At 50.3% G+C, this 22,762-nt stretch carries 33 protein-coding genes; 17 read left to right on the forward strand and 16 right to left on the reverse strand.

The window, feature by feature from the left end; translation table 11 throughout:
- Positions 1 to 72: 72 nt before the first annotated feature.
- From FE845_RS12075 to tviB, 8 genes are all read left to right on the forward strand, one after another.
- A complete protein-coding gene (locus FE845_RS12075) occupies positions 73 to 477 on the forward strand; it encodes a YjfI family protein (protein ID WP_200364939.1) in 405 nt (134 codons plus the stop codon).
- A gap of 14 nt (positions 478 to 491) precedes the next feature.
- The gene (locus FE845_RS12080; RefSeq protein WP_200364941.1) at positions 492 to 1,187 is read left to right on the forward strand and encodes a PspA/IM30 family protein; all 696 of its coding nucleotides are present in this window, start codon (positions 492 to 494) and stop codon (positions 1,185 to 1,187) included.
- 60 nt (positions 1,188 to 1,247) lie between these two features.
- Complete coding sequence (locus tag FE845_RS12085) at positions 1,248 to 1,574, forward strand: hypothetical protein (protein WP_200364943.1); 327 nt, start codon at positions 1,248 to 1,250, stop codon at positions 1,572 to 1,574.
- Between the two features lie 47 nt (positions 1,575 to 1,621).
- Entirely contained in the window at positions 1,622 to 2,203 is a 582-nt protein-coding gene (locus tag FE845_RS12090) for a hypothetical protein (RefSeq protein ID WP_200364945.1), read from the forward strand.
- Between the two features lie 47 nt (positions 2,204 to 2,250).
- Positions 2,251 to 2,730 (forward strand): hypothetical protein, encoded by a 480-nt coding sequence (locus FE845_RS12095; protein ID WP_200364947.1) that lies wholly within the window; start codon positions 2,251 to 2,253, stop codon positions 2,728 to 2,730.
- A gap of 163 nt (positions 2,731 to 2,893) precedes the next feature.
- Positions 2,894 to 3,136, forward strand: coding sequence for a helix-turn-helix domain-containing protein (locus FE845_RS12100; RefSeq protein ID WP_200364950.1), 243 nt, complete (start codon positions 2,894 to 2,896; stop codon positions 3,134 to 3,136).
- A 196-nt stretch (positions 3,137 to 3,332) separates the two neighbouring features.
- Entirely contained in the window at positions 3,333 to 3,674 is a 342-nt protein-coding gene (locus FE845_RS12105) for a type II toxin-antitoxin system HicB family antitoxin (protein ID WP_200364952.1), read from the forward strand.
- Between the two features lie 158 nt (positions 3,675 to 3,832).
- Positions 3,833 to 5,095, forward strand: a complete 1,263-nt coding sequence (gene tviB / locus FE845_RS12110) for a Vi polysaccharide biosynthesis UDP-N-acetylglucosamine C-6 dehydrogenase TviB (protein WP_200364954.1) — start codon at positions 3,833 to 3,835, stop codon at positions 5,093 to 5,095.
- 206 nt (positions 5,096 to 5,301) lie between these two features.
- Here the strand turns inward: tviB and FE845_RS12115 are convergent, their stop codons facing one another.
- From FE845_RS12115 to FE845_RS19000, 4 genes are all read right to left on the reverse strand, one after another.
- The gene (locus tag FE845_RS12115) at positions 5,302 to 5,571 is read right to left on the reverse strand and encodes a hypothetical protein (protein ID WP_200364956.1); all 270 of its coding nucleotides are present in this window, start codon (positions 5,569 to 5,571) and stop codon (positions 5,302 to 5,304) included.
- A 10-nt stretch (positions 5,572 to 5,581) separates the two neighbouring features.
- Positions 5,582 to 5,725 (reverse strand): Rpn family recombination-promoting nuclease/putative transposase, encoded by a 144-nt coding sequence (locus FE845_RS18995; protein ID WP_200364958.1) that lies wholly within the window; start codon positions 5,723 to 5,725, stop codon positions 5,582 to 5,584.
- 520 nt (positions 5,726 to 6,245) lie between these two features.
- Positions 6,246 to 6,671 (reverse strand): type II toxin-antitoxin system HicB family antitoxin, encoded by a 426-nt coding sequence (locus FE845_RS12125; protein WP_200364960.1) that lies wholly within the window; start codon positions 6,669 to 6,671, stop codon positions 6,246 to 6,248.
- Between the two features lie 40 nt (positions 6,672 to 6,711).
- Positions 6,712 to 7,122, reverse strand: a complete 411-nt coding sequence (locus FE845_RS19000; RefSeq protein WP_413785083.1) for a type II toxin-antitoxin system HicA family toxin — start codon at positions 7,120 to 7,122, stop codon at positions 6,712 to 6,714.
- Between FE845_RS19000 and FE845_RS18835 the strand changes: the two genes are divergently transcribed.
- The gene (locus FE845_RS18835; protein ID WP_265092034.1) at positions 7,070 to 7,204 is read left to right on the forward strand and encodes a hypothetical protein; all 135 of its coding nucleotides are present in this window, start codon (positions 7,070 to 7,072) and stop codon (positions 7,202 to 7,204) included. The genes FE845_RS19000 and FE845_RS18835 overlap by 53 nt on opposite strands.
- 152 nt (positions 7,205 to 7,356) lie before the next feature.
- On the opposite strand, the gene FE845_RS12135 is transcribed toward FE845_RS18835, so the two are convergent.
- The 7 genes from FE845_RS12135 to FE845_RS12165 all read right to left on the reverse strand — a co-directional run bounded on the left by FE845_RS12135 (position 7,357) and on the right by FE845_RS12165 (position 10,972).
- Positions 7,357 to 7,827 (reverse strand): hypothetical protein, encoded by a 471-nt coding sequence (locus FE845_RS12135; protein WP_200364962.1) that lies wholly within the window; start codon positions 7,825 to 7,827, stop codon positions 7,357 to 7,359.
- A gap of 272 nt (positions 7,828 to 8,099) precedes the next feature.
- Positions 8,100 to 8,522, reverse strand: coding sequence for a hypothetical protein (locus tag FE845_RS12140; RefSeq protein WP_200364964.1), 423 nt, complete (start codon positions 8,520 to 8,522; stop codon positions 8,100 to 8,102).
- A 17-nt stretch (positions 8,523 to 8,539) separates the two neighbouring features.
- Positions 8,540 to 8,962 (reverse strand): hypothetical protein, encoded by a 423-nt coding sequence (locus tag FE845_RS12145; protein ID WP_200364966.1) that lies wholly within the window; start codon positions 8,960 to 8,962, stop codon positions 8,540 to 8,542.
- 10 nt (positions 8,963 to 8,972) lie between these two features.
- Positions 8,973 to 9,116: an Rpn family recombination-promoting nuclease/putative transposase gene (locus FE845_RS19005; protein WP_200364968.1), complete on the reverse strand. Its 144-nt coding sequence runs from the start codon at positions 9,114 to 9,116 to the stop codon at positions 8,973 to 8,975.
- A gap of 401 nt (positions 9,117 to 9,517) precedes the next feature.
- A complete protein-coding gene (locus FE845_RS12155; protein WP_200364970.1) occupies positions 9,518 to 9,904 on the reverse strand; it encodes a type II toxin-antitoxin system VapC family toxin in 387 nt (128 codons plus the stop codon).
- A gap of 1 nt (position 9,905) precedes the next feature.
- Positions 9,906 to 10,145 carry a type II toxin-antitoxin system Phd/YefM family antitoxin gene (locus tag FE845_RS12160; protein WP_200364972.1) on the reverse strand — a complete coding sequence of 80 codons (240 nt, stop codon included), beginning with the start codon at positions 10,143 to 10,145 and terminating at the stop codon, positions 9,906 to 9,908.
- A gap of 527 nt (positions 10,146 to 10,672) precedes the next feature.
- On the reverse strand, positions 10,673 to 10,972 hold the full coding sequence (locus FE845_RS12165; protein WP_200364974.1) for an Rpn family recombination-promoting nuclease/putative transposase: 300 nt from the start codon (positions 10,970 to 10,972) through the stop codon (positions 10,673 to 10,675).
- 332 nt (positions 10,973 to 11,304) lie between these two features.
- Here FE845_RS12165 and FE845_RS12170 point away from each other — a divergent pair, with 332 nt between their 5' ends.
- Both FE845_RS12170 and FE845_RS12175 read left to right on the forward strand, forming a co-directional pair.
- Positions 11,305 to 11,496 (forward strand): stability determinant, encoded by a 192-nt coding sequence (locus tag FE845_RS12170; RefSeq protein WP_200364976.1) that lies wholly within the window; start codon positions 11,305 to 11,307, stop codon positions 11,494 to 11,496.
- The gene (locus tag FE845_RS12175) at positions 11,483 to 11,758 is read left to right on the forward strand and encodes a type II toxin-antitoxin system RelE/ParE family toxin (RefSeq protein ID WP_200364978.1); all 276 of its coding nucleotides are present in this window, start codon (positions 11,483 to 11,485) and stop codon (positions 11,756 to 11,758) included. The genes FE845_RS12170 and FE845_RS12175 overlap by 14 nt, the downstream gene beginning before the upstream one ends.
- 152 nt (positions 11,759 to 11,910) lie before the next feature.
- On the opposite strand, the gene FE845_RS12180 is transcribed toward FE845_RS12175, so the two are convergent.
- From FE845_RS12180 to FE845_RS12200, 5 genes are all read right to left on the reverse strand, one after another.
- Complete coding sequence (locus tag FE845_RS12180; RefSeq protein ID WP_200364980.1) at positions 11,911 to 12,156, reverse strand: BrnA antitoxin family protein; 246 nt, start codon at positions 12,154 to 12,156, stop codon at positions 11,911 to 11,913.
- The gene (locus tag FE845_RS12185; RefSeq protein ID WP_200364982.1) at positions 12,140 to 12,403 is read right to left on the reverse strand and encodes a BrnT family toxin; all 264 of its coding nucleotides are present in this window, start codon (positions 12,401 to 12,403) and stop codon (positions 12,140 to 12,142) included. Before FE845_RS12185 ends, FE845_RS12180 begins: the two co-directional genes overlap by 17 nt.
- Before the next feature lie 365 nt (positions 12,404 to 12,768).
- Positions 12,769 to 13,203 carry a pilin gene (locus FE845_RS12190; protein ID WP_200364984.1) on the reverse strand — a complete coding sequence of 145 codons (435 nt, stop codon included), beginning with the start codon at positions 13,201 to 13,203 and terminating at the stop codon, positions 12,769 to 12,771.
- A 278-nt stretch (positions 13,204 to 13,481) separates the two neighbouring features.
- A complete protein-coding gene (locus tag FE845_RS12195) occupies positions 13,482 to 14,684 on the reverse strand; it encodes a serine hydrolase domain-containing protein (RefSeq protein ID WP_200364986.1) in 1,203 nt (400 codons plus the stop codon).
- 771 nt (positions 14,685 to 15,455) lie between these two features.
- A complete protein-coding gene (locus FE845_RS12200) occupies positions 15,456 to 15,902 on the reverse strand; it encodes a pilin (RefSeq protein ID WP_227714328.1) in 447 nt (148 codons plus the stop codon).
- A 396-nt stretch (positions 15,903 to 16,298) separates the two neighbouring features.
- Between FE845_RS12200 and pilB the strand changes: the two genes are divergently transcribed.
- From pilB to tsaA, 6 genes are all read left to right on the forward strand, one after another.
- Complete coding sequence (gene pilB, locus FE845_RS12205; protein WP_200364990.1) at positions 16,299 to 18,014, forward strand: type IV-A pilus assembly ATPase PilB; 1,716 nt, start codon at positions 16,299 to 16,301, stop codon at positions 18,012 to 18,014.
- Positions 18,015 to 18,016: 2 nt separating this feature from the next.
- The gene (locus FE845_RS12210) at positions 18,017 to 19,237 is read left to right on the forward strand and encodes a type II secretion system F family protein (protein ID WP_200364992.1); all 1,221 of its coding nucleotides are present in this window, start codon (positions 18,017 to 18,019) and stop codon (positions 19,235 to 19,237) included.
- 141 nt (positions 19,238 to 19,378) lie between these two features.
- Entirely contained in the window at positions 19,379 to 20,254 is an 876-nt protein-coding gene (locus FE845_RS12215; RefSeq protein WP_200364994.1) for a prepilin peptidase, read from the forward strand.
- Positions 20,251 to 20,862, forward strand: a complete 612-nt coding sequence (coaE, locus tag FE845_RS12220; RefSeq protein ID WP_200364996.1) for a dephospho-CoA kinase — start codon at positions 20,251 to 20,253, stop codon at positions 20,860 to 20,862. Before FE845_RS12215 ends, coaE begins: the two co-directional genes overlap by 4 nt.
- 130 nt (positions 20,863 to 20,992) lie before the next feature.
- Positions 20,993 to 21,985, forward strand: coding sequence for a hypothetical protein (locus FE845_RS12225; protein WP_265092037.1), 993 nt, complete (start codon positions 20,993 to 20,995; stop codon positions 21,983 to 21,985).
- A 5-nt stretch (positions 21,986 to 21,990) separates the two neighbouring features.
- Positions 21,991 to 22,734: a tRNA (N6-threonylcarbamoyladenosine(37)-N6)-methyltransferase TrmO gene (tsaA, locus tag FE845_RS12230; protein ID WP_200364998.1), complete on the forward strand. Its 744-nt coding sequence runs from the start codon at positions 21,991 to 21,993 to the stop codon at positions 22,732 to 22,734.
- The last annotated feature ends 28 nt before the right edge of the window (positions 22,735 to 22,762 follow it).

The raw sequence follows: 22,762 nt of genomic DNA on the forward strand, positions 1-22,762 counted from the left end.
AAATGTCAAGCAGTAGGACAAGGTTCGTCCGGATCGGCCGAATCGATTCAACGCCACAGGAAGGAGCTATTCGTGGATATTCAAACTCTCACCCTAACTCTGGGTGACTCTACGCATGCCGGCCGAACCTTCGACGTCATGCCGATAGTCGGAGAAGAACCGGTGCTTCAGGTAACGGTTTCCGGAGCAGAAGAAACACCGGTGTACGTTACGGTAACCGACACTCAAATTCTGTGCCTTGCTTACCTTTTTGAAGAGCAAGAGCTGCTCCCGCAACGTGTAAACGAACTTCATGAAAACATGCTACGACTCAGCGTACCCATGCCCCTTAGCTCACTTGGAAAAACCGGTGATCACTATGTGGTGTATGGCGCTCTCAGCCCAACCTCAGGCACCGCCGAGATCATGCAAGAACTGGTAACACTGGCCGAGAATGCCATCGACTTGTTACAGACGTTTGAAGACTATCTGGCTTAAGTGAGGGCTGAGACATGAGATCTGTACTGAATAAAATTCTAACCGCAATGCGCGGCAGCGTGAATGAGCTAGGCGAAGCTGTTGTAGATAGCCAAGGCAACCGCATTCTGGAACAAGAACTGCGGGACTCTGAGCAAGAACTGAAGCAAGCCAAACAGGAGCTCGCCGCCTTAATGGCAGAATCCGCCTCTTTGGCCCGGCAAATCCGCTCTGAGCAAGACAGCGCCAACAAACGCGAACAAGATGCCCGCAAAGCCCTTACAGCTGGCCAAGAAGAACTGGCCAGAGAAGTAGCCGAGCGCATTGTTGGCCATGAGCGCCGTGGATCCGAACTGACACAGACCCGAGAGATATTGCAGCAACGGATTGCAGGGCTCAAAGAACGGGTTCAGCGGGCTGAAAAGCAACTGGCCGACTACCGCCGGGAACTGCAAGTGGTGAAAACCAATGAGCGAGTGCTACGCACCACCGCCCAGATTGACACCAACATCAACAGCCAGCAGTCCTCACTGAGCACCGCCAAGGAAACCCTTGAGCGTATTCGTGAGCGGCAAGCCCGGGAAGAAGACCGGCAAACCGCCAGCGCTACCCTCGAAAAAGAACTGACTGGCGCTGACTTGGACGAAAAGCTGAAAGCGGCTGGCATCGATGGCGAACAAGATGCAATTGACAGCGTACTTGCCCGCCTGAAAGACAAACCCGCCCAGTAAAATTAGCGCCCTCGTACTTTTCATATCGAAGTACTAGGGCGCAAACCTCAGGTTAATCCCATGGCTACACCACCGGACTGGTCAAAGGAAGAGAAAGCTGTTCAGGCCGTACAAATGGCCTTCGATCTCTCCAACGACATTCAGCGGGCGTTTCGCGTATCGGCCGCGCTACAAGATATGTCGACCTCAGATATGGTGCGCAAGGTGCTGCAACTGCCCTATCAAAAAAACCGGGCCAGACCCCGGTTAACCATTACGCTAAAAGACGAAGACTTTGAACTGCTCGCCGAGAAGTATGGCCTTGATCCGCTCGACAGAACGACGATTCGACAACGGGTGTCGGAAGATTTGCAGGTGTTTGCTGGTAATTATTTGACTGAGGCTTAGGGAGACTCTCGGTGATTAAAAGCGTAATCAGGCATCGAGAGTGATCAATGCAGATTCATGCTTTGAACGCTCTGTTGACAGCGCCTTTTCCCCACGATAACACCCACCCTGCCGGAGATCAGATGAATAGGTTACCCAGTTCTTTTTTCTTGCGCTTACTCACAATACTCATAATTCCTTTTACACTTGTAGCCTGCACAACTGCAACTTCGGTAGACGAAAGGCGCACAGGTATCGAAGCCGAGTACATACTGTATGTTAAGCTTGTGCGCGATACAGCCTCTCTCAAAAATCTTGCTAGTCATTGGAGTCGCTCGGCAAGAGAAATGTTCTTTGGGACACTCGACAATAGTGGCCAGCCGATTGCGCTCCATAATTTCCAACCAGTGCTGAAGTACCCTGCACTATTTGCCAGCCCACCTGCAGCGCCCTTGTCGACAAGTATCGGTGAAAATGGATGCCTGATGATCTTTGGAGAGGCTTCAGATTCCGGCATGCTCGCTATGCATGTCAAGTTTACCCGAGAAGACGGTAGATGGTTGCAAGACGAAGTACATGCACAGTATCTGGATGACGGCGCGGAATCGCCTGCCAGACCAAACTGCCAGTTTCCGAGCCCGCCTTCATGATCTGTAATAGCATTTGCAGGCACCTCATAGCCAGACGGCTACGAATAATGCACCTGATCAACCCCACTCCAACAGCGCTAGCGATTTCAAGCCTCCTGATCTCTGGGTTTTTCATTCAAGGATGTGCTTCGAACCCAACTGAGCAAGAGAATGCGTGGAAAACTTACGAACGCTTTCGGGTAGCATTGGAGAAAAATGGCCTAGATACCGATTATGCCCCTTTTTTCAGCGCTCACGCCTATCAAGATATTCGTGAGGCAAGCAAGGAAGATCGGCCCTATATCAAAGAAATGCTTGCCTACCCTCGTTACTTCTCAGTCACTTTTGAACATTATGAAAAAAGCATCGCTTCCGGCGCTTGTCTTACTCTAAACGGCGAAACTCTTCACGGTGATATTGGAAGCCTCTCAATTGAACTCCTTGAAGAGGATGGGCGCTTGAAAATGAACGACGCGAATTTACTTTATGTTGACTCAAAAACGGACTTTATTGCTCAGGCAAAATGCCCCGATGAGACACGAATTTGATCATGGCCTCATTCGCAGCAGGAATTGCTGATCCTTCGCTCCAATCACTCTTTCATAATGCGCACAGCATCATAAACCAACACTGACACAGCTCGCTGCGCTAGCATGAGTGCTTTTTCACGGTTCGAGATCAAACTTTTAGATTGGGCACGTTCAGAGCGATATGCTGTTCCGCGCTGGCATCTCTCGCCAGCAGTATCAACGACTGGAGTCCAAAGGGAATCCCAGACTGGACACTCTGGAACTCATAGCGCAAGCGCTCAGCAGCGAACTAACGCTTATCCCAAAAGACAAGCTTGGGGCGGTGATTGCCGTGCTAGAGCAGAAAGTATCAGATCCAATCAGAGAAGATGCTACTAAAGACTTGAATGACGGCCCCTGGAAGAGTTTGCTGAGGGATGACTGAAGAGCAACACTGGAACAGACTTCAGGCTGACTTTCGAATTCAATGAAATGGACAACTCAAAGAATTGCAACTAATATTAGTTGCAATATGGAGAAGACGATGTCGAAGCACGGAAAGCTACTGGCGAAATTACAGAATCGAAGAAGCACCTTCACATGGCAAGAATTGAAAACCTTAAAGCCGGAGGGCTAATCGAATGAGCACTATGTTGGAACACAAGGGCTACTACGGATCCATCGAAGTGAGCACAGAGGATAACTGCCTGTTCGGGAAACTCCAGTTCATTCGCTCATTGGTCAATTACGAAGCAGGGACCGTGGCAGAGCTTAATAAAGCGTTCAAAGAAGCTGTAGATGACTATCTGAAAACGTGTAGCGATCTGAACATCGAGCCGGAATCACCTTGCAAAGGTTCCTTCAACGTTCGAATTGGCCATGATTTGCATCTTGCCGCCAGCATAACAGCCCGCCGCAAAAGCATTTCCCTGAACGACCTTACCCGGAATGCGATCAGTGAGTACCTTGACCATCATGCTTAGGGCATCCTCAACCATAGCTTAGGCAAAACTATGCGCACCGCCGTAACTATCGACGAAAACCGTTACAGCCCAAGCCGCACCTGTCCACAATACGTCACTCAAGATATAATCTGCCCAATCCTGCATGGCCTCTCATCCACTTTCTACCGGATCACCCCATGAAAAAAATCGCTATCATAGGCCTGGGTTACGTTGGTCTTCCTCTGGCAGCGGCCTTTAGCGCAAAGCATCAAGTTGTTGGCTTCGACATCAGCACAACCCGCATTGCCGACCTAAAAAACGGTCAGGACTTAACTCGTGAAGTTTCGCCAGAAGAGCTCGCAGCAGCTACCCAGCTAACATTCACTAATTCGCTGGATGCAATAGCCGACTGCTCTATTTTTATCATAACCGTGCCCACCCCTATCGATGGTTTTAACACTCCGGACCTAACACCTCTGATTGCAGCCAGTGAGAGCGTGGGCAGTGTACTCAAGCGCGGCGACATCGTGATTTATGAATCAACGGTTTACCCCGGCGCTACCGAGGAAGTCTGCGTGCCGGTATTGGAGAAGGTGTCTGGCTTGAAATTCAATGCGGATTTTCACGCCGGTTACAGCCCTGAGCGGGTCAATCCGGGAGACAAGCAACACCGAGTGAGCAGCATTGTGAAGGTCACCTCTGGCTCTACGCCTGCCATTGCCGATGAAGTGGATGCCTTATACGCGGGCATTATTACCGCAGGCACCCATAAAGCCAGCTCCATCAAAGTGGCAGAAGCAGCCAAAGTGATTGAAAACACCCAACGTGACCTAAACATTGCTTTGATAAACGAGCTAGCGATGATCTTTGCCCGGCTAGGCATCGATACCCAAGAAGTTCTGGCAGCCGCTGGCACCAAATGGAATTTCATACCCTTCAAACCCGGCTTAGTGGGCGGCCACTGCATTGGCGTAGACCCGTATTACCTAACCCACAAAGCCCAAGCTATCGGCTATCACCCTGAAATCATCCTTGCAGGCCGAAGAGTTAATGATGGCATGGGAGCATACGTGGCCGCTGAATTGGTGAAAGCGATGATTAAAGCCGGGCACACCATAGCCAAAGCTCGGGTACTGGTAATGGGGTTTACGTTTAAAGAAAACTGCCCGGATTTGCGCAATACCCGAGTCATAGACGTTGTGAAAGAGCTGCAGGAGTTTGGTTGCACGGTAGATATCACAGACTGCTGGGCCGACAGTACCGAGGCCGAGCTTGAGTATGGTATTAGGCTTACCGAGCAGCCTGAACAAGGTTCTTACGACGGCGTGATTCTGACTGTTGCGCACAGCGAGTATGCGTCAATGAGCGCGGACGACCTACGAGGCTACCTGAAACAAGATGGCGTGTTATACGACCTGAAGGGCTTATTACCGTTGGGTGAGGCGGACTTGCGGCTCTAATTCTAGTGCTCCATACAGTGCTTCCATGCAAACCAGCCAATCGTCTTGTTTTTGGTTAAGTTTCCGAAGCAATAACACCGGCGTCTCTTGTTGCTCGTGAGATTAGTGTAAGGAAACGGCAAAGGCCCGGAGGTGGAAACCATCGGGCCCTTTGGAATCAGATCAGGCTATGAGTGCCTGTTTATGATTATTTCATAAGCCATGAATCAATGCTGAGTTTCCACCCTCAGTTTCGCGACCTCCTCAACTGGCAACAACGATACCTCAGAAATAGCACTATCGCTCATATCAGTGCTCGCAATCAGGTTTCTGGCAATTTCCCGTCTGGCTTCCTGCCGACCCTTTTCAACGCCTACCTGCATGCCTTCTCGCCTACCTTCCGCAAGCCAACGGTCAGGCCACTTTTTTATCCGCTCTGACAACATATCGTGTACCTCGTGCAAATCTTGCAGGCTGTTGAATTCTGGCAATTCCATGCCCGGCATTCTATCGGGCAGCAGCACCCGGAATGGTTTCGATCAATTGGCTAATATTTTGAGCAGCCTGCCAGCGCTTTTCGCCGTTGTATAGAACCAAAGGCAAGACCGGAGGCAGCTTGCCATTAGGCGTCAGATTCTTTTGGCGAATCAAATCCTGATAAAGCAGCGCCAGATAACATCAGCTTCTCTGTCACGAAGTTCGTCAGTGACATAAGAAAGGATTTCACGATGCCCAGAGCCCGAGCAGAACTAGTCTGCGTTTCAGATACCCCCTCTTTTAGTTTTGAGGGCGTGATTCAGAACGGCTTTCAGCGCGGAATCCTGTTTAGCCTTGAAGATCATCTGGAACTGGTAGATTGCACCGGGCGGATCAGCCGAAGTGACAACGCGGAGCCATTGATGAGAAGGCACTGCCAATTTTGAAGCGGCTGAATTTGGATCCGGAGCGATGGTGCCATCGCGCTCCAGCCGAGAATTGCGCCCGTCTGAAACCCACTAATTCCCAGAAATCTCTGGTGGCATGTTGGCACGGTTTTGCAGTAACGCCGAATAGACGCGTCAGAAAGGACAAAGCCCCGAGGCAGAAAAATCCACCGAGCTTTCCAAAATCAGATCAGGTTATGCAATGCCTGTCCATGATCTTTCATGATCTTTGTTTTGCTCCGTTCGCTTTAGGCTTGAGCTTCGCCCCGCAACTTCCGCATTCTTTCCAAAGCGGCCTCAGATAGAAACGCCGAGCGGGACTTGGCCTTGTTCGGGTACTCCTTCACAAATCTATCAATCTGAACCAAAACCAAGCGGGGCACTGTGATATTAATCTTCTCCGCCTTGCCCAGAAATGGTGTTACATCGATCTCAACAAAACCCCACACCGCACCCTCAAAATCGGGATTTTCACGATGCTCAGCAATAGAGTTTGCAGCTGGGATCTCCTCACCGAATTCTGCCAACAGTTCAAGGTGCCCAAGAATCGCCTCGCGAGCATTATCCAGCGCCTCGTCTTCACTGGCACCCGCAGAGAAACAGCCAGCAATATCAGGCACAGTAACGCTATAGTTCTCTCCATCATCTGTATGGAGTGCTACTGGAAAACGCATAGTAATTACCTCAAGTTTGATAAATTGCCCTTTCGAGCCATCATTGCCAGCCAGCCTGCTTCCAAATACTCTTCAACGTGCCCTTTGCCAATTCCGACTTGGGGTGAGGCAAGGTAACCAACCCTGGCTTTTCAGGATGCTTGAAGTGATGATGGCTCCCATTTATTCGCACCAACTCCCACCCATCTTTTTCGAGCTTCTTTTTCACTTCAGCACTGTTCACACAAGCTCCTTCTCCATCGTTAGTGGTTATTATACCCACACGCCAATATTGGGCAACACTATAACCACCAATACAAGCCGAGAGGTTATTCGCACCCTGCTCCAACATTACCTTTAACCACTCCTTACCTTGCTTATGCAGAAACGCCGGGGGACGTGCCTGTCTATGATAATCAGTGGCAGCTGGCACCAAATGGAATTTCATACCCTTCAAAGCCGGGCACACCATAGCCAAAGCTCGCGTACTGGTGATGGGTGTATACGACCTAAAGGATTTATTGCCGCTGGGTGAGGCGGATTTGCGGCTCTAATATGCTATGCAGTGCTGTGTGGATGTCGATTTGAATACCCGGGCTCACCATAGCTGCTAAATGAACGCATTAAAGACCGCAAAAGCCCTGAGATCAAAACCGCAGAGGTTTTGGAAAACCACATTAGCTATGCAGCTTATAACAACCATCCACTAAGGGTAATCCAAGCTAAATTCAGACGGACACTGGGCATGCTTCCGCAGCTGACTCTCATCATCCACTAACTCATAATGGACTTCGTCGGCCTTTAGGCGACGCCCTTCCACAACATATTTTATGGAGACGCTCGCAGGCTCGCCGTCAGACGCCAGCCCATTGACAGTTAGGCAGATGCCACCGTTATCTGCTGGTTTCTGATAGTGGGCCATTTCATTTGCAACCCACACTGGGTAAGCAACCTCAGCCATAAACTGGCGACGCTCTTCGTCGCTGGCAGCCTGATCGACGAAAGACATGAGTCGGCCCGACAGATGGGGCGACAACTCCACCGCTCCACTTTCTTTTGAAAGCTCTTTTTCAAAAGACTGGTATTCACCCCAAGCATCAGCACTTGGCTGTTTTGAAGTCACACACCCAACTACTATGGCAGTCAGCACAATCACAATAGAAAACTTAAGATACATGTTAGCTGCCTAGCGCATTCTGCAAATCACGATCCAGCTGAGCGGGTCGCCCTTTCATAGCACGCGCTGCACGACATAATATCCCTGAGCAAGTCGAAATCAGATTTTCAAGGTCAACTGAAATGTCAGGCCTTCCTTTTTGCGGTATGACAGTTCTAATAGTTTCGCGAGCTACGAGGGGGCCGAGATAAGAAATAACTACGACTGCAAGCTGCCCAACTGACCGGGTCTATCTCACTCAGGGCAGGCTTTGCACACTCCGCCCTCAACTACTACTCCCCTTCTGCCACATAAGATTCGGCGAGCTTTACGGCATTTTCACAGGGCTCACCGGATTGATGGCGCTCTTTAAAGCTTTCCATTGTTTCGCCAGTTCGCATATCCAGTTGTGCCCTCTGTTCATGCGCAATGACCATTACAGATGAAAAATCGCGCTCTTTCCAGCCAGTGCTCATTGCCCAATCGTGAAGCATCCACGCGACACGACTATAACGGTCATCCTCAATGCTGACCTGCTCATACTCTTGGGAATAGCTTGAGCACAAATGCAGCGTCAAAAATGTTTGGGCAACTAAAAGCCGCTCTTCATCAACAGGGTAAGCCGAATCGGATGCCTTCAGCATTGAGCTAAAGCAAGCGGTCACTCCAATCAAGAGAGCGCCTACCCGTTTCATGTCGCACCATTTTTTACTCATGACACACTTAACAAACATTACCTATCCTCGATATCTCGAGAAACAACATCTCTAGCGCAGGAAACAACCCTATAGCCCGGCTCCAACGCAAGCATGAATAGCGGCCATAAAGCAATGGTAAGTGCATAGGGCGCATCCGGGTAAAAGTAGCGAGTAATGACACTCGCTGAGACAGCCAACAATAGGGCGCTGGCCGCAACACACCGCGCCCACACAGAAAAGCTTTTACTTACAGACCCAAGCACTACACCACGCAGATAAGCGTAGTGAAAAAAAGCTCCACCTAGTCCACTGACCAGCAGCAATACGAGCATGTTATAGGTCTCTGTAAACGAGCAGCCCTCTGGCGGCCAGCGGTCAGGCCACTTTTTTATCCGCTCTGACAACATATCGTGTACCTCGTGCAAATCTTGCAGGCTGTTGAATTCTGGCAATTCCATGCCCGGCATTCTATCGGGCAGCAGCACCCGGAATGGTTTCGATCAATTGGCTAATATTTTGAGCAGCCTTCCAACGCTTTTCGCCATTGTATAGAACCAAAGGCAATACCGGAGGCAGCTTGCCATTAGGCGTCAGACTTTTTTGGCGAATCAAATCCTGATAAAGCAGCGCCAGATAACATCAGCTTCTCTGTCACGAAGTTCGTCAGTGACATAAGAAAGGATTTCACCATGCCCAGAGCCCGAGCAGAACTAGTCTGCGTTTCAGATACCCCCTCCATCACGTGATCTCACGCTGCGTACGCCGCACCTGTCTATACGGGAAAGATCAAGCGACAGGCCGATGTTATGAACACCGGCGGGGATGGATTGAAGGGCAAATCCGGCTGTTCCAACTTGATCCCGTCAAGTTGGTTGGAAAGCCGGTTCAAGTCTCAAGCTCTGGATACCGAGGAAGCTCTTCTTTGAAACCGCTATTGATGACAAGGCATTGTCGATTCTGGAACGGCTGAGTTTGGGCCCGGAGCGGTGCCTGTCCAAGCCTACCTCTACACATCACACTCGCCGAACAGAACCTTGGTAGCGGGCCACCAGTTCATCAGCAGTGAGTAATAGAAAGCCCTCAGATTCTGCCTGGGCAACCAGAATCCGATCAAATGGATCTTTATGAATATCAGGCAGGTAACTCACGGCCAACGTATGCCGAGAAGTTATAGGTAACTCCAGATAGCCGTTATCCATAAGCCCCCGCCTCAATATACTGGGGCTCACTTGAAAGTCTTGTCGGCCCAGATTGTTTTTTATAACAACTTCCCAAAGACTAGACGCGCTGAAATATAAAGTGTTCGCGTGATCGCTAATCAGCCCAACTGCTTCAGCTGACAAGCTCCGATGCCCGGTCGCTGCCCAAAGCAATACATGGGTGTCGAGGAGCAGGTTCACATCAGGCCTCGAACATTTCGGTTATCTCATCTTGCTCCATCCGATCGAAATCATCAGGAACCTGAAACTCACCTGCCATGAAACCAATCCGCCTCTGCTTCCCGGTTTCGGGGGCTTCAATTGCCGTAACACGCACAACTGGCTTACCCGCTTTTGCAATAATGAACGCCTCTCCTTTCACAGCCCGGGCAACCAACTGCGAGAGCCGGGTTTTCGCTTCATGCATATTTACGGATTCCATGAACCCCTCCTAGGTTAGTTTACAATAGTTAGTTTAAATCGGATAACTGTGTAAATCTAGCAGAGAACAGCAAAGGCCCAGAAGTCGAAACCACCCTCACACCATGAACATTCTGGTAGACACCTCAGTTTGGGTCGATCACTTCCGTAATCAGAATTCAACTCTGACCGAGAAACCATCGGGCCTTTGAGGTTTCCATGGCGATCTATAGCCAGCTCTAATCAGCTCTCCCAAGCGAGCAAGGCTTCCAACGTTTCTTCAGATAAAATTGCCGTCACCCATATTTCCAGTTGTTCGTTGGTCGCGGAAGAATCGCTTCTGATTCTTGAGGGCTGAACAGATTTATAGCTTGAACCGGATAGTCCAGAATCAGGTTTTTGAAGTTCTGATCATGACTCGTAGGTGGGCTGGCCGAATTCCTTGGCACGATGACGCTCCTTGCTGATTTCTTGGGCTGACATTGTCGCCTTAACCTGTTACAGAAATCAAGAAATACTGTTTATTTATACAGCTCCAAGCCTCAGCACTTATGGCAGGCTACGCTTTTCGCCATTGCATAGAACCAAAGGCAGTACCGGAGGCAGCTTGCCATTAGGCGTCAGATTTTTTTGGCGAATCAAATCCTGATAAAGCAGCCCCAGATAGCTCATAACCCGGACAGCCATGTATTTATCCACCGTAGACTGAAATTCCAACAGTAAATACACATAAAGCCAGCTCTCTCCCCAGCGCACACACCAGATAACATCGCCTTCCCTGTCACGAAGTTCGTCGGTGACATAAGAACCGCTGACTTTTTCCAGAGTGGAGAAATCGAGTTGCCTCACCCATTCTTGCTTAACAGGACAGTTATCAGGATTATCGAAACCCTGAACGGCAGCGACGAACGGCCTAACTGCCAACCCTTCTCTCTACTCCTCAGCTTATTGGCGCTCCCGCCGACAGTTGCGCTCGTCTGAAATCTACTAATTGCCAGAAATCTCGGTGGAATGTCGGTACTGTTCTGACGTAACGCCGAATAGACGCTTAGAAACGCCAAAGGCCCGTTGGTCAGAAACCTCCGGGCCTTTGAAAACCAAGGTCAGGTATGCTATGTCTGTCCATGATTGCCCGTTCTTCACTGCCAGAGTAAACTAGGGGTACTTGAGGAGAAATGATAATGAGCACCCCATTAGATCCTATCGTTTCGGAGTTTGAAACACAGGAGCAAGCCGACAGCTACGACCACTGGTTTCGCGAGCGCATCCAGCAGAGCCTCGACGATCCACGCCCCAATGTTCCCCATGACGAAGTGATGGCTCGTGTCCGGGCCACAATCGAGTCCAAAAAGCGCCGACATGCTACCGGTTGAGTGGCGAGCTCACGCACTGGATGCGCTTGAGGAAATCGCCACTTACCTGAGCGAGCACAACCCTTACGCTGCCGAAGCCCTCGTCAACGCTATCGAGGAGACCGCTGAAACGCTACCTGAGCACCCCTCTCTCTACCGCCACGGACGTGTCCTTGGTACGCGAGAGGCTGCGGTTCACCCTAACTACCTACTGGTGTATCGCATCACTTCTGATCATATCGCCATCCTGGACGTGCTCCACGCGCGCCGGGAATATCCCTGACATCAGCCGCTTAGAATACCTCCTGGCATCATCGGATCAGTCGAGGGAGAAGCTAACAGACTAACGCCTGTCCCAGCTTACTTCAGGTCAGGCTAAAGCTGTGCCTGTCCATGATCGTTGTTCTGATCGTTGTTCTTGTCCATGATCGTTATTCAACTGTGCTCCGACACATATTGCCGCAAAGCTTCGTTCATTCTGGTCTGCCAGCCACTGCCGCCACTTTTGAAAAATTCGATAACGTCTTCATCAATTCGCAGCGTGGTGGACTGTTTGGGGGATTTCGACTTTGGTCGCCCTGCCCGTCGGGCTGCCGTGCCTCGCTTTGCTTTGGCAAACATAGCATCAGACCACTCTGGATTGTCTCTATCTGTCATTTCTGGATCAGTTGAATTGCTCATAGCGTCGCACCTCGCGTTTATTGGCTTTGCGCAGGCTGATTACACGAACAAAGTCCGTGCGTAGCGTATAAACCAGAGCGTAAAGGCGGGGGCTTATGTGACCGAGCGCAAAGTAGCGTTGCTCGCCACTTACCACCTGCTCTACTTCAATCGCTCCGTCGAAATCGAACTTTGCTGCCAACTCGAAGCTGAGTCCCCTCAATTTTATGTTGCGCTCGTTCTTGGCGTTATCAAATTCGATTTTCATGGGAAATACTGTAGTAACAAAAACTATTTATCACAAGACTAAGACGCGTCCAAGACTGAGACGTGCCCAAGACTAAGACGTGCCTGTCCATCAAGACTCCTGCTATTCAGCCATCATCTACTCGAACTGCCACAGCACTGGAATAGGCGCATTAAAAGCATAAAGGCCCGGAGCAGAAAGACCATCGGACCTTAGGGAATCAAGTCAGGCTAAGCTGTGCCTGTCCATGCTTGTTCGTTGGGTGAGGCGGATTTGCGGCTCTAATATGCTATACAGTGCTGTGTGGATGTCGATTTGAACACGCTGTTCCGTGAATTGCGGACCAAGAATGTTTGTCCGTGCCTACTGCGTCCAGACCTGCTCTGTCACCTGCAACCAGAAGGCAAATAAGAAGCTTTCCAGTTGGTCGCCGCACTCGTATCGAGTACACACTCCCAAGCTCCTGCAGGGCTGCGTTCTAAGCCCACAATCACGCCTGTCAAATTTGGGTGCGCTTTGCCGCCCATGGTCACCTGAAGCTGACCGGAACCGTCAGCGTTTAGCACCCCAATATCAACAGCCTGGCTACCTGTGGTGAGGTTGGAGGGGGTATAACCGATATCACTATTTGCCACACTTCCGTCGGAACCCGCTCGCTCCTCAAAAGGAGCTTTGTATGCAGCCAACTCACCAACTGCACGGCTTATTTGGGTTTTGACTACATAGCCTTGGTAGCTAGGAATTGCCACTGCGGCAAGAATGCCGATGAGCGCAACAACAATCATCAATTCAATAAGGGTAAAACCGTTGCTTTTCGTCATATCGTTGCCAGTTATCGATGACTTGTTTACCGATAAACAAGCAACTTCAGTGCCTATCCTCGAAGAATTCCTCTCGCAAACAAACAAAACGCAGCCATGTAGGGAGCAAGCAGAGGCTTCCAAGAGTCAAGTCAGACAATGCTCGAAGCGCTGCGCCTATTTTGTCGTTTCAGGTTTATTCATGAGGGGTATTTTCACACCCGAATAGAAGGTTCTCGGTGTAGTTCGTGATTCGAGCACAAGATCAGACCTTGTCGAGTCAGCATCAAGGAAATTACCTAATGAGGGCTTGAACGCTCCAAAGCCTCTCGAATATAGTCATAGAACTCTTGTAGAGAATTATCTTGCGGTGGATGAGCTCCGGCGCCCATCCAAACCAACACCCCCCCATAAGGGTCAAGGATGATAGCTGAAGAGGCTCCTGGAAGCTTTCCTCCGTGGATATGCAGCGGTATAACATCAGGGGACGGCTGATAGCGAAAGGTGCCATACCCAAAACACTCCTGAACCGCTACGGAGGCACAATTCTTTTTCACGCCAGCAAGAATTGTCAGAGGCTCATTTTCAAGAGATTTCTTCACTAAAACAGCCAAATCCAACGCACTCCCCGAGAGGCCTGCAGATGAAGAAAGCGCATAAAAATCCATAGCCTCAAAATAATTCTGGGTATAAAAATCTTCATTGCGAAAATCGTAAAAGACCTCATCCTTCAAGTAGGCGCCATCGACGAACTCAAGAGTGTTTTCACTAAGGTCAAAATGGCTACGAATATAATCTCTGAATGGCTTATCTGTGATTTTTTCAATAACCAAACCCAGCAAACAATATCCCAAATTTGAGTATGCCTCTACGCTCCCGGGATCATAGAACAAGCTGGTTTTAGTAAGCTCTTCGGGCTTATAAGGACACCAAGGCTTAACATTTCGTGTAAACATCGGGTCTTGGCTACGCTCTCTATCCCACCCCCCCCTATGGGACAGCAAGTGTGCAATTGTAATTTCGCCTACACGGGAATCTTTGAGCGCAGAAGCTGGGGTTTCATCGCCCAGCAGCAAATCAACAACTCTGTCATCAAGAGACAACAGCTTCCGATTAATCAAATCAAGAATAGCGACGGCTGTAACTGTTTTCGTCGTGCTGGCAAACCGAAATCGAGTATCAGGCTGCAGCGGTTCATCACCAAAGACCCCATCCTTCCAACCAGTCTCACAATGAAAAGCATCACCCTCAACATTTATGTATGCGAGTTGGCTCGCTGGAGTCCCCATATTTTTTACGGCGTAACCCTGAATATCTTCCATCCAATCTGGAGTATCGGGTTTACAAGAATTGGATAGCTGGATCAGTGGAGCTTGAAAATAATAGAGTAAACGCGACAGACCAAGGGGATTAGTTATTGTATAATGGGATATCCCTCCAACAACAGTTACGAGAACGCAAATTAGCAAGAGGTCCTTCAAGCGAGGGTTCTTTTTGCTCACATAACCTCCCTTTCTTCGAATCGCAGACATCTCTATCCTTAGCTCTTGGCAGCCCCACCAAAAAAGCGAAATACTCTACAATAGACCACCGTGTTGTCAGGGAAAAACACTATCACCACCTCCACCCGGAATTCGGCCCTTGTTTGCGACAAGACTCAAATCATCATACGACATTCGGGTCTATAGTAAGGCGGTCGAGTGAAACGACTCAAACGAACACGAATAACTGCGTGTTAATTAGACCTTTCAGGCCGTGGCTAGCGAGACCAAATCTCTAGCCGGCAAGCTCCTTAACACCTACTACGACCTCCACTGCTACTTTCCGATCTGCGCTTCCTGTAGGGGCCACCCACTCGACTCACTGTGCCAAAGACCTCGTGGACAGATAGTTCGCAGTCGACCTTATGGTACTGAATCTGCAAAATTAGGGCACGAACCGTTTGAGGGAAGTTGATAACTGCGAACAGGCATCGGAGCCGGTCGACACTTATCCAAAGGAGCATCTGAACGGATGCTAAATTAAGAAGCAAACGCACACTAAAATCGCAATCAGGCATTAGTAAACAGAGAATTGTACCGAGAGCTGAAAACAGAACATTTAGCTTCGGCAAGACATCGTTCGCGGAGATGGGATGTCAGTTCTTCCCAACAACCGGCCACAAAAATAAATGTACATTGAAAAGAAGAGCGGCCCGAAAATCGAAATCAACGGGCCGCCCACTAACTATCCAGAATCGCTTCTGCCTTTGAGCGGAAGCGAATCTCTATATCTTAGCCGTCACAACCGGCAGGCTTGTATTTGCTTTCGACAGACGTAGCACACGTCCAAGCACCAGTATCTGCACGGGTCCAAGTAAGGGTTTCGCCGGAAATAGCTGAAGACGCATTCCCTCCGAACGTACCTTCAAGCTCAGAAGTACCGGCAGCCAAATCGTACGTGGCAGTAAGACCAGCTTGACCTGGAGCAGCAACAGTGGAGCCAAGCAAGTTGCTGTTAGACCAGCCCAGTTCGCAATCAGCCTCGGCAATGCCATTCATCATGCAGCTCTCAATTGCAGTTCGCATAGCACCAGTCTCGCCCATAACGCGGCTAACCTGAGATTTCGCGATGTAGTTCTGGTACTGCGGGATAGCTACAGCAGCCAAAATACCAATAATCGCAACAACGATCATCAATTCAATCAGCGTAAAACCTTTCTGAGCATGGTTGATCTGCATTTTTCTCATAATTTCGACCTCAGCTTTGTCGTTTAGTTACTCATTTTGGCTCGGGGCCGGTGGAGCTTTGCCCCGCAACCGGTTTCATTGAGCCTAACGTAATCAAAGCACCTCCCATGCCAAGATTTAAAAGGTAGACACAAAACCATGCTAATCAACCGGTAAGCTGAACACTTGCGCTAAATACTACAGATGCAAAAAATCAAGTAACGCCCAGCACCGTCACTCAGTGACATTTTTTGTCACCCACTTGCAATGCAGCCAACCACGCCCACCCAGCTTAGGTTTAGCCTAAGTTGTCCCGATACCTTTCCAAACCCAAGCCAGCCATCTAAACTCTGTGCAATTATCGAAATACCCTTTTCAACCACTTAGGCAGCATTCTTTACTCAGTTTATGGCTACCAACAAAAGCAATATCACGCTAACCGGCCTAGCCCGGCGCTTTGTAGACGACGGACTGCTTGATGAAGCAACCGCAAAAGATGCCTTTTTACAAGCATCTCAAAATCGTATTCCCTTAATCACCTATCTCACCCAGAACCAACTGGCTGATAGCGCCAAGCTTGCCTTTTCAGCAGCTATGGAGTTCGGGGTGTCGGTGCTGGATCTTTCCTCCTACCTTCCGGAAATGATGCCAGAGGGGGTGGTAGACGAGAAACTGGTGCGCAAACACAACGCGCTTCCTCTCTATAAGCGAGGCAACCGTCTTTTCATTGCCGTCTCAGACCCTACCAACCTTCAGGCTCTAGACGAGATAAAGTTCAATACCGGGCTGAGCACCGATGCGATTCTGGTGGATGACGCAAAGCTTAGAGATGCGATAGATAAACATCTTGAGTCTCAAGACACCACCATGGGTGATCTGGACGATACGGATTTGGAGGGCGTCGAGACCGAAGGCGACGATCAGGATGATGATGGCGTCTCTGCGCAAAGCGATGTTGATGACGCCCCTATTGTTAAGTATGTGAACAAGATGCTTTTGGATGCGATACGCATTGGCGCCTCAGACATCCATTTCGAGCCTTATGAAAAGGTCTATCGGGTAAGGTATAGAACAGATGGCATGCTCAAAGAGGTTTCACGACCCTCTATTAAGCTGGCACCCAAAATATCTGCTCGCGTAAAGATTATGTCGCAAATGGACATATCCGAGCGCCGAGTTCCTCAAGATGGCCGAATTAAAATGAAGCTGTCTAAAACCAAGGCCATCGACTTTCGGGTCAACACCCTGCCAACCCTGTGGGGTGAGAAAATAGTGCTGCGGATTCTTGACCCCAGTCAGGCAAAACTTGGTATTGATGCACTGGGTTATGAAGATGACCAGAAACAGCTGTACATGGACGCTCTATCTCAACCCCAAGGTATGATTCTAGTCACCGGCCCAACCGGCTCTGGCAAAACCGTGTCTCTATATACTGGCCTGAACATTCTCAACACGGTGGATATTAATATTTCCACTGCAGAGGACCCGGCAGAAATCAACCTGGAAGGCATTAACCAAGTAAACGTAAACAACCGGGTCGGTTTGGGCTTTGCCGAAGCTTTGCGAGCATTTCTACGACAAGACCCAGATGTAATCATGGTTGGTGAGATTCGAGACCTTGAAACCGCGAACATTGCGATCAAGGCAGCCCAAACCGGGCACTTGGTTCTGTCCACACTGCACACTAATAGCGCGGCAGAAACCCTCACGCGAATGATGAATATGGGCGTGCCGGCTTTCAACATAGCAACGTCTGTAAGCCTGATCATTGCCCAGCGTCTAGGCCGCCGACTTTGCAGTGCCTGCAAGCAACCGGGCGATGTCCCCAAAGACGTGCTTTTGGCCGAAGGCTTCACACAGGAACAAATTGATACAGGGTTCACGTTGTACCGCCCCAAGGGCTGTGATAAATGCAATGGTGGGTATAAAGGCCGCGTCGGTATTTACGAGGTGGTTAAAGTTACGGAGCAATTGGCTAACATGATTATGGAAGAGGCCAGCTCCATTAAAATTGCAAAGCAGGCCGAGGCCGAGGGCTTCCGGAATTTGCGCCAGTCAGCACTTTTGAAAGTGATTGAGGGCGTAACCAGCCTTGAGGAAGCTAACCGCGTGACGAAGGATTAACCATGGCAGAGAAATCACAAAAGCTGGAATCGTACCTTTGGGAAGGTAAAGATCGAAAAGGCAACAATGCTAAGGGCGAGATTGCTGGCTCCAGCTTGGCTCTGGTAAAAGCCCAGCTACGCAAGCAGGGCATAATACCAGACAAGGTAAAGAAGAAACCAAAACCATTGTTTGGGGGTAGCAAGAAAATCACCCCCTTCGACATCGCCATGCTCACCCGCCAACTAGCGACCATGATGAAAGCGGGCGTGCCCTTGGTTCAAAGCTTCGACATCGTTGCCGATGGCCTCGAGAACAAAGGGTTACAGGAACTTGTTATGTCAATCCGGAATGACATTTCTTCCGGTACCAGTTTTGCGGGATCGCTTCGTAAGCACCCGAAGTACTTTGACAATCTTTACTGCAATTTGGTGGATTCTGGTGAGAAGGCTGGTGCTTTAGAGCAGATGTTGGACCGAATTGCTCTTTACCTCGAAAAAACAGAGCTCCTGAAGAAAAAAGTTAAAAAGGCAATGACCTATCCCATTGCAATTATCGTCGTGGCCATCATTGTTACCGCTATTCTACTGGTAAAAGTCGTACCGCAATTTGAAAGTCTATTTCAGGGTTTCGGGGCAGAACTTCCTGTATTCACCCAGATGGTCGTACGACTTTCCGATTGGATGCAGACTTGGTGGTTTGTGGTTTTGATTAGCATTGTGGGTACAATCTTCTTATTTAAAGAAGCCAAACGTCGCTCACAGATGTTTTCGGATATCGTAGATAAATACGTTCTTAAGCTACCGGTTATTGGCGAAATTCTCGACAAATCTGCAGTTGCTAAATTTGGCAGGGTTTTGTCTACGACCTTCGCGGCGGGCGTGCCACTGGTAGACGCGCTGGACTCCGTCTCGGGTGCGACCGGCAATGCGGTTTACCGGGATGCTGTTAACCGCATCAAGAACGATGTTTCCAGTGGCACCCAACTACAGGCTTCTATGCGCCAGCAGGATGTTTTCCCCGTGATGGCCGTGCAGTTAACGGCTATTGGTGAGGAGTCCGGTAATCTGGACGAGATGCTCGAAAAAGTAGCGGTGCACTATGAAGGCGTGGTTGATGACATGGTGGACAACCTGACGGCGCTGATGGAGCCTATGATTATGGCCGTGCTGGGCGTGCTTGTGGGTGGGTTGATTGTTGCTATGTATCTGCCGATATTTCAGATGGGTGCGGTTGTGGGGTAAGAGCGCCCCCTCTCCGATACGTCGGACCGCCCCGGCCCCTCTCCCGCAAGGGGGAGAGGGAGTTTGAAAGACACCCCCTCTCCCCAACCCCTCTCCCGCGAGGGGAGAGGGGCTTTAAAACTGCAACGTTTGAGCTTTTGAATGGCTACCTTAGATCTCCTCCTCTCGACACCTTGGCTTTTGTACTTTGTCGTCACTTTCGTTTCTCTGTGCATCGGTAGTTTTTTAAATGTTGTGATTCTCCGCTTACCAAAGATGATGCAGCAAGAGTGGCGTTGCCAGTGCGAAGCCTTTTTGGAGGTGGCCGAGGGTGAGCGCAAGCAGGAAGACCGGGTTACGCTTTCCAGCCCTGCCTCTGCCTGCCCTTCTTGCGGACATAAGATTCGTGCTTGGGAGAACATTCCAGTTATCAGTTATCTGCTTCTTGGGGGTAAGTGCAGCGGTTGTAAGTCGCACATTTCTATTCGTTACCCGTTAATAGAAGCAGTTACGGCGCTATTTTCGGTGTTGACGATTGTGATTCTTGGCCCTTCGGTCACTGCTTTGTGGGCGCTGCTGTTGGTTTGGGCGTTGGTTGCGCTTACGGTGATTGATTTCGATACTCAGCTGCTGCCAGACAGCATCACTCTGCCCTTGATGTGGCTGGGGTTGGTTTTGAGTTATTTTGGTTTTCTTGGTGAGTTCACCAGCGCTTTTTGGGGTGCGGTGGTTGGTTACCTTTCTCTCTGGTCTGTTTACTGGCTATTTAAGCTTGCCACCGGTAAAGAGGGCATGGGGCATGGGGATTTCAAGTTGCTTGCCGCTTTGGGTGCCTGGCTGGGCTGGGAGTTGCTGCCCGCGATTATTTTGCTGTCATCACTCGTGGGTGCAGTGGTGGGTATTAGCTTAATGGTCTTTAAGAAGCACGGGCGCGAGGTGCCCATTCCGTTTGGGCCTTATTTGGCGGCGGCCGGATTGCTGTGCTTGTGGTTCGGCGCGGAAATTCAAGCGCTTTGGTTCGGGCTGCTGGGAGCATGACGGCTGAACCGGTGGTTATAGGGCTAACAGGGGGCATTGGTTCCGGCAAATCTACGGTTGCACGGCAGTTCGGCAGCTTGGGAGTGCACTGGGTAGATGCAGACGATGTGGCCCGGGAGGTGGTTGAACCGGGCACTCCGGCGCTGGCCTCTATTGCCGAGCACTTCGGGGCAGGCATTCTTACGGATAAGGGCACTCTGGATAGAGCGCGCCTGCGGCAAATCGTGTTTGAGCAGCCAGAGCAGCGTGTGTGGTTGGAAGGCCTATTGCACCCGGTTATCCGCGAGGAGTTGATTCGCCAGCTCCACCCGCAAGACTATAAGTTGCCTTATGTTCTTCTGGTATCGCCTCTACTGTTAGAAACCGACCAACATAATTTGGTGGAGCAGGTGCTGGTGGTGGATGTGCCGGTGGAGGTGCAGATAGAGCGTACCATGGGCCGCGACACCAATTCCCGGGAGCAGGTGGAGCGCATCATTGCCGCTCAGATGCCCCGCGAGCAACGGCTTGCCCGTGCAGATGTTGTCATTAATAATAACCAATCTTCCAACAAGGTTGCAGCCGAGGTTCGTGCATTACATGAAGCATTCATGGTGGACTTTGGCTGATCGGCATTACTTCGTGCGTGGTATGAAGAGCAGCATCAGGAACGGTATCGGCCTCACTTTTGCTGGGTCAATAACCATCCTACTCTTCTTAATCAGTGCAAACAGCTATGGCGTGGAGCCGGTGTTTGAGATGCAAGAGCGCTCTATTTCAAGCACCTTGTTGCCGGAAAAGCTGCCCCTAGCTTTCTATACGTTTGATCCAGACGAGTATTGGGCTGAGCCTGAGGATTCTTATTGGCTGGATTTCAGTAACTTTATTTTGCGCCAAGAGCGTATACAAGGGCCAAAGGTTCAGGCTCTTGGCCAGTGGGCAGATAGGACACTTTCCGGCGAAGCCCACAGATTGCCAACCAACGACAGTTACTTGCGCGTAGGCTTCGCTACAGAATCCGAATACGGCGACCCGGCGCAATTCGAGCCGGAAGTTCGGTTCCGGCTGGATATACCCACAACCAAGCGCAAATTGCGACTGGTAATCGAAAGTGAAAGCGACGAGCTCATTCCTTTGGAAGAGCGCCAGCGCGACCGCCAGCTTACCGAGCCAGACCGTTCTGAAACACAAACCACCGGTGCTTTGCGGTACATCTCGGAAATTGGCGATGCCATCAATCTCTCTAATGACGTGGGTGCGCGTTTACGTTTTCCACCGGACGCGTTCTGGAGGGCAACGGCAGAGAAGCGCTGGAAGCTGGATGAGGATTGGGGGCTGCGAGCCCAGCAGAGGTTTTACTATTACCATCAAGACGGTTGGGGCGCCCGCTCTATGATCCGTGCGGCCCGAAATGTTGGTAATGACTGGTTTTTCGGGTCTACCGCTGAACTGGAATGGGTTCATCGCAAAAGAAAGTTTGAGGCAGCGCAAATTTTTAGTGTTCGCAAGCGGCTCAGCAACCGCTCGATTATCACGCCCCGGGTGGGTGTTCTTGGTGAAAGCCAGCCGAGCTGGCGTACCACTTCAGCCTTTGCTGATCTCACTTGGCGCTACAGGTTGCACAGCGATTGGTTGTTCGCTGAGCTGATTCCGGCGTTAACTTTTCCTAGAGAACGCAATTTTAAAGACCAAGGTTCGGTGCTCTTTCGTATCGAGATGTTTTTTTCCGGTAGCATTAACCCAGACTTCTAACGCCCATGTCCCGACACCATGCCATCCCAGCAGCAGAAGCCTTGGCTTTGAATCCCATTGCCATCACCCGCTCTTGTTTTAAGGATAAGTTCGGGGTTCCAAGGCAACCCGGGCTTACCCGCTATGCCAGAGCAGATCTGGTCATCCAAACACCTTATGATCGTGAGGATGCATTCCGGGGCTTGGAGACTTCCAGCCACCTTTGGTTAATTTTTCAGTTTCACGAAGCCGTGCGGGCAGAGTGGCGGCCGGTAGTTCGGCCTCCTCGCCTTGGTGGCAATCAAAAGATGGGCGTATTCGCCAGCCGGTCCCCCTTTCGGCCGAACAGTCTGGGGCTGTCTGTGGTGCGCAACGAAGGGCTTGTGCGCAAAAACGGCAAACTGGCCCTACAGATCAGCGACCACGATCTGATTGATGGTACGCCAATTCTCGACATTAAACCCTACCTGCCATTTGCAGACTCAATACCCAACGCGAGCCTTGGTTGGGCCGAATCTGCACCTACAGAAAGGCTGGACGTTGTGTTTCTGCCAGAGGCAGAGGCCCAGCTTGCAGAGCTTTCGCAAACGCACTACCCCGATTTGAAGTTGTTGATTACCGATGTGGTGAGCTACGACCCTCGCCCGTCGTTCCGGCGGGGCCGCGACGAGGAACGGATATACGGCGCACACCTTTACGATTTGAACGTTAGGTTTCGGTTTGTAAATGATGATTCACACAAGCGTGTCGAAGTGCTGACGGTCTGTTAAACTCGCGTTGACGATTTTTCAGTCGACA

Source organism: Marinobacter sp. 1-4A, from assembly GCF_016597725.1.
Classification (GTDB): Bacteria; Pseudomonadota; Gammaproteobacteria; order Pseudomonadales; family Oleiphilaceae; genus Marinobacter.

Excerpts from the sequence above, each read along its gene's own strand:
- FE845_RS12080 (WP_200364941.1), top strand. The coding sequence starts at position 492 with ATGAGATCTGTACTGAATAAAATTCTAACCGCAATGCGCGGCAGCGTG.
- FE845_RS12085 (WP_200364943.1), top strand. The coding sequence starts at position 1,248 with ATGGCTACACCACCGGACTGGTCAAAGGAAGAGAAAGCTGTTCAGGCC.
- FE845_RS12090 (WP_200364945.1), top strand. The coding sequence starts at position 1,622 with ATGCAGATTCATGCTTTGAACGCTCTGTTGACAGCGCCTTTTCCCCAC.
- FE845_RS12095 (WP_200364947.1), top strand. The coding sequence starts at position 2,251 with ATGCACCTGATCAACCCCACTCCAACAGCGCTAGCGATTTCAAGCCTC.
- FE845_RS12100 (WP_200364950.1), top strand. The coding sequence starts at position 2,894 with ATGCTGTTCCGCGCTGGCATCTCTCGCCAGCAGTATCAACGACTGGAG.
- FE845_RS12105 (WP_200364952.1), top strand. The coding sequence starts at position 3,333 with ATGAGCACTATGTTGGAACACAAGGGCTACTACGGATCCATCGAAGTG.
- tviB (WP_200364954.1), top strand. The coding sequence starts at position 3,833 with ATGAAAAAAATCGCTATCATAGGCCTGGGTTACGTTGGTCTTCCTCTG.
- FE845_RS12115 (WP_200364956.1), bottom strand. The coding sequence starts at position 5,571 with ATGGAATTGCCAGAATTCAACAGCCTGCAAGATTTGCACGAGGTACAC.
- FE845_RS12125 (WP_200364960.1), bottom strand. The coding sequence starts at position 6,671 with ATGCGTTTTCCAGTAGCACTCCATACAGATGATGGAGAGAACTATAGC.
- FE845_RS19000 (WP_413785083.1), bottom strand. The coding sequence starts at position 7,122 with ATGGTGTGCCCGGCTTTGAAGGGTATGAAATTCCATTTGGTGCCAGCT.
- FE845_RS12135 (WP_200364962.1), bottom strand. The coding sequence starts at position 7,827 with ATGTATCTTAAGTTTTCTATTGTGATTGTGCTGACTGCCATAGTAGTT.
- FE845_RS12140 (WP_200364964.1), bottom strand. The coding sequence starts at position 8,522 with ATGAGTAAAAAATGGTGCGACATGAAACGGGTAGGCGCTCTCTTGATT.
- FE845_RS12145 (WP_200364966.1), bottom strand. The coding sequence starts at position 8,962 with ATGGAATTGCCAGAATTCAACAGCCTGCAAGATTTGCACGAGGTACAC.
- FE845_RS12160 (WP_200364972.1), bottom strand. The coding sequence starts at position 10,145 with ATGGAATCCGTAAATATGCATGAAGCGAAAACCCGGCTCTCGCAGTTG.
- FE845_RS12170 (WP_200364976.1), top strand. The coding sequence starts at position 11,305 with ATGAGCACCCCATTAGATCCTATCGTTTCGGAGTTTGAAACACAGGAG.
- FE845_RS12175 (WP_200364978.1), top strand. The coding sequence starts at position 11,483 with ATGCTACCGGTTGAGTGGCGAGCTCACGCACTGGATGCGCTTGAGGAA.
- FE845_RS12180 (WP_200364980.1), bottom strand. The coding sequence starts at position 12,156 with ATGAGCAATTCAACTGATCCAGAAATGACAGATAGAGACAATCCAGAG.
- FE845_RS12185 (WP_200364982.1), bottom strand. The coding sequence starts at position 12,403 with ATGAAAATCGAATTTGATAACGCCAAGAACGAGCGCAACATAAAATTG.
- FE845_RS12190 (WP_200364984.1), bottom strand. The coding sequence starts at position 13,203 with ATGACGAAAAGCAACGGTTTTACCCTTATTGAATTGATGATTGTTGTT.
- FE845_RS12200 (WP_227714328.1), bottom strand. The coding sequence starts at position 15,902 with ATGCAGATCAACCATGCTCAGAAAGGTTTTACGCTGATTGAATTGATG.
- pilB (WP_200364990.1), top strand. The coding sequence starts at position 16,299 with ATGGCTACCAACAAAAGCAATATCACGCTAACCGGCCTAGCCCGGCGC.
- FE845_RS12210 (WP_200364992.1), top strand. The coding sequence starts at position 18,017 with ATGGCAGAGAAATCACAAAAGCTGGAATCGTACCTTTGGGAAGGTAAA.
- FE845_RS12215 (WP_200364994.1), top strand. The coding sequence starts at position 19,379 with ATGGCTACCTTAGATCTCCTCCTCTCGACACCTTGGCTTTTGTACTTT.
- coaE (WP_200364996.1), top strand. The coding sequence starts at position 20,251 with ATGACGGCTGAACCGGTGGTTATAGGGCTAACAGGGGGCATTGGTTCC.
- FE845_RS12225 (WP_265092037.1), top strand. The coding sequence starts at position 20,993 with ATGCAAGAGCGCTCTATTTCAAGCACCTTGTTGCCGGAAAAGCTGCCC.
- tsaA (WP_200364998.1), top strand. The coding sequence starts at position 21,991 with ATGTCCCGACACCATGCCATCCCAGCAGCAGAAGCCTTGGCTTTGAAT.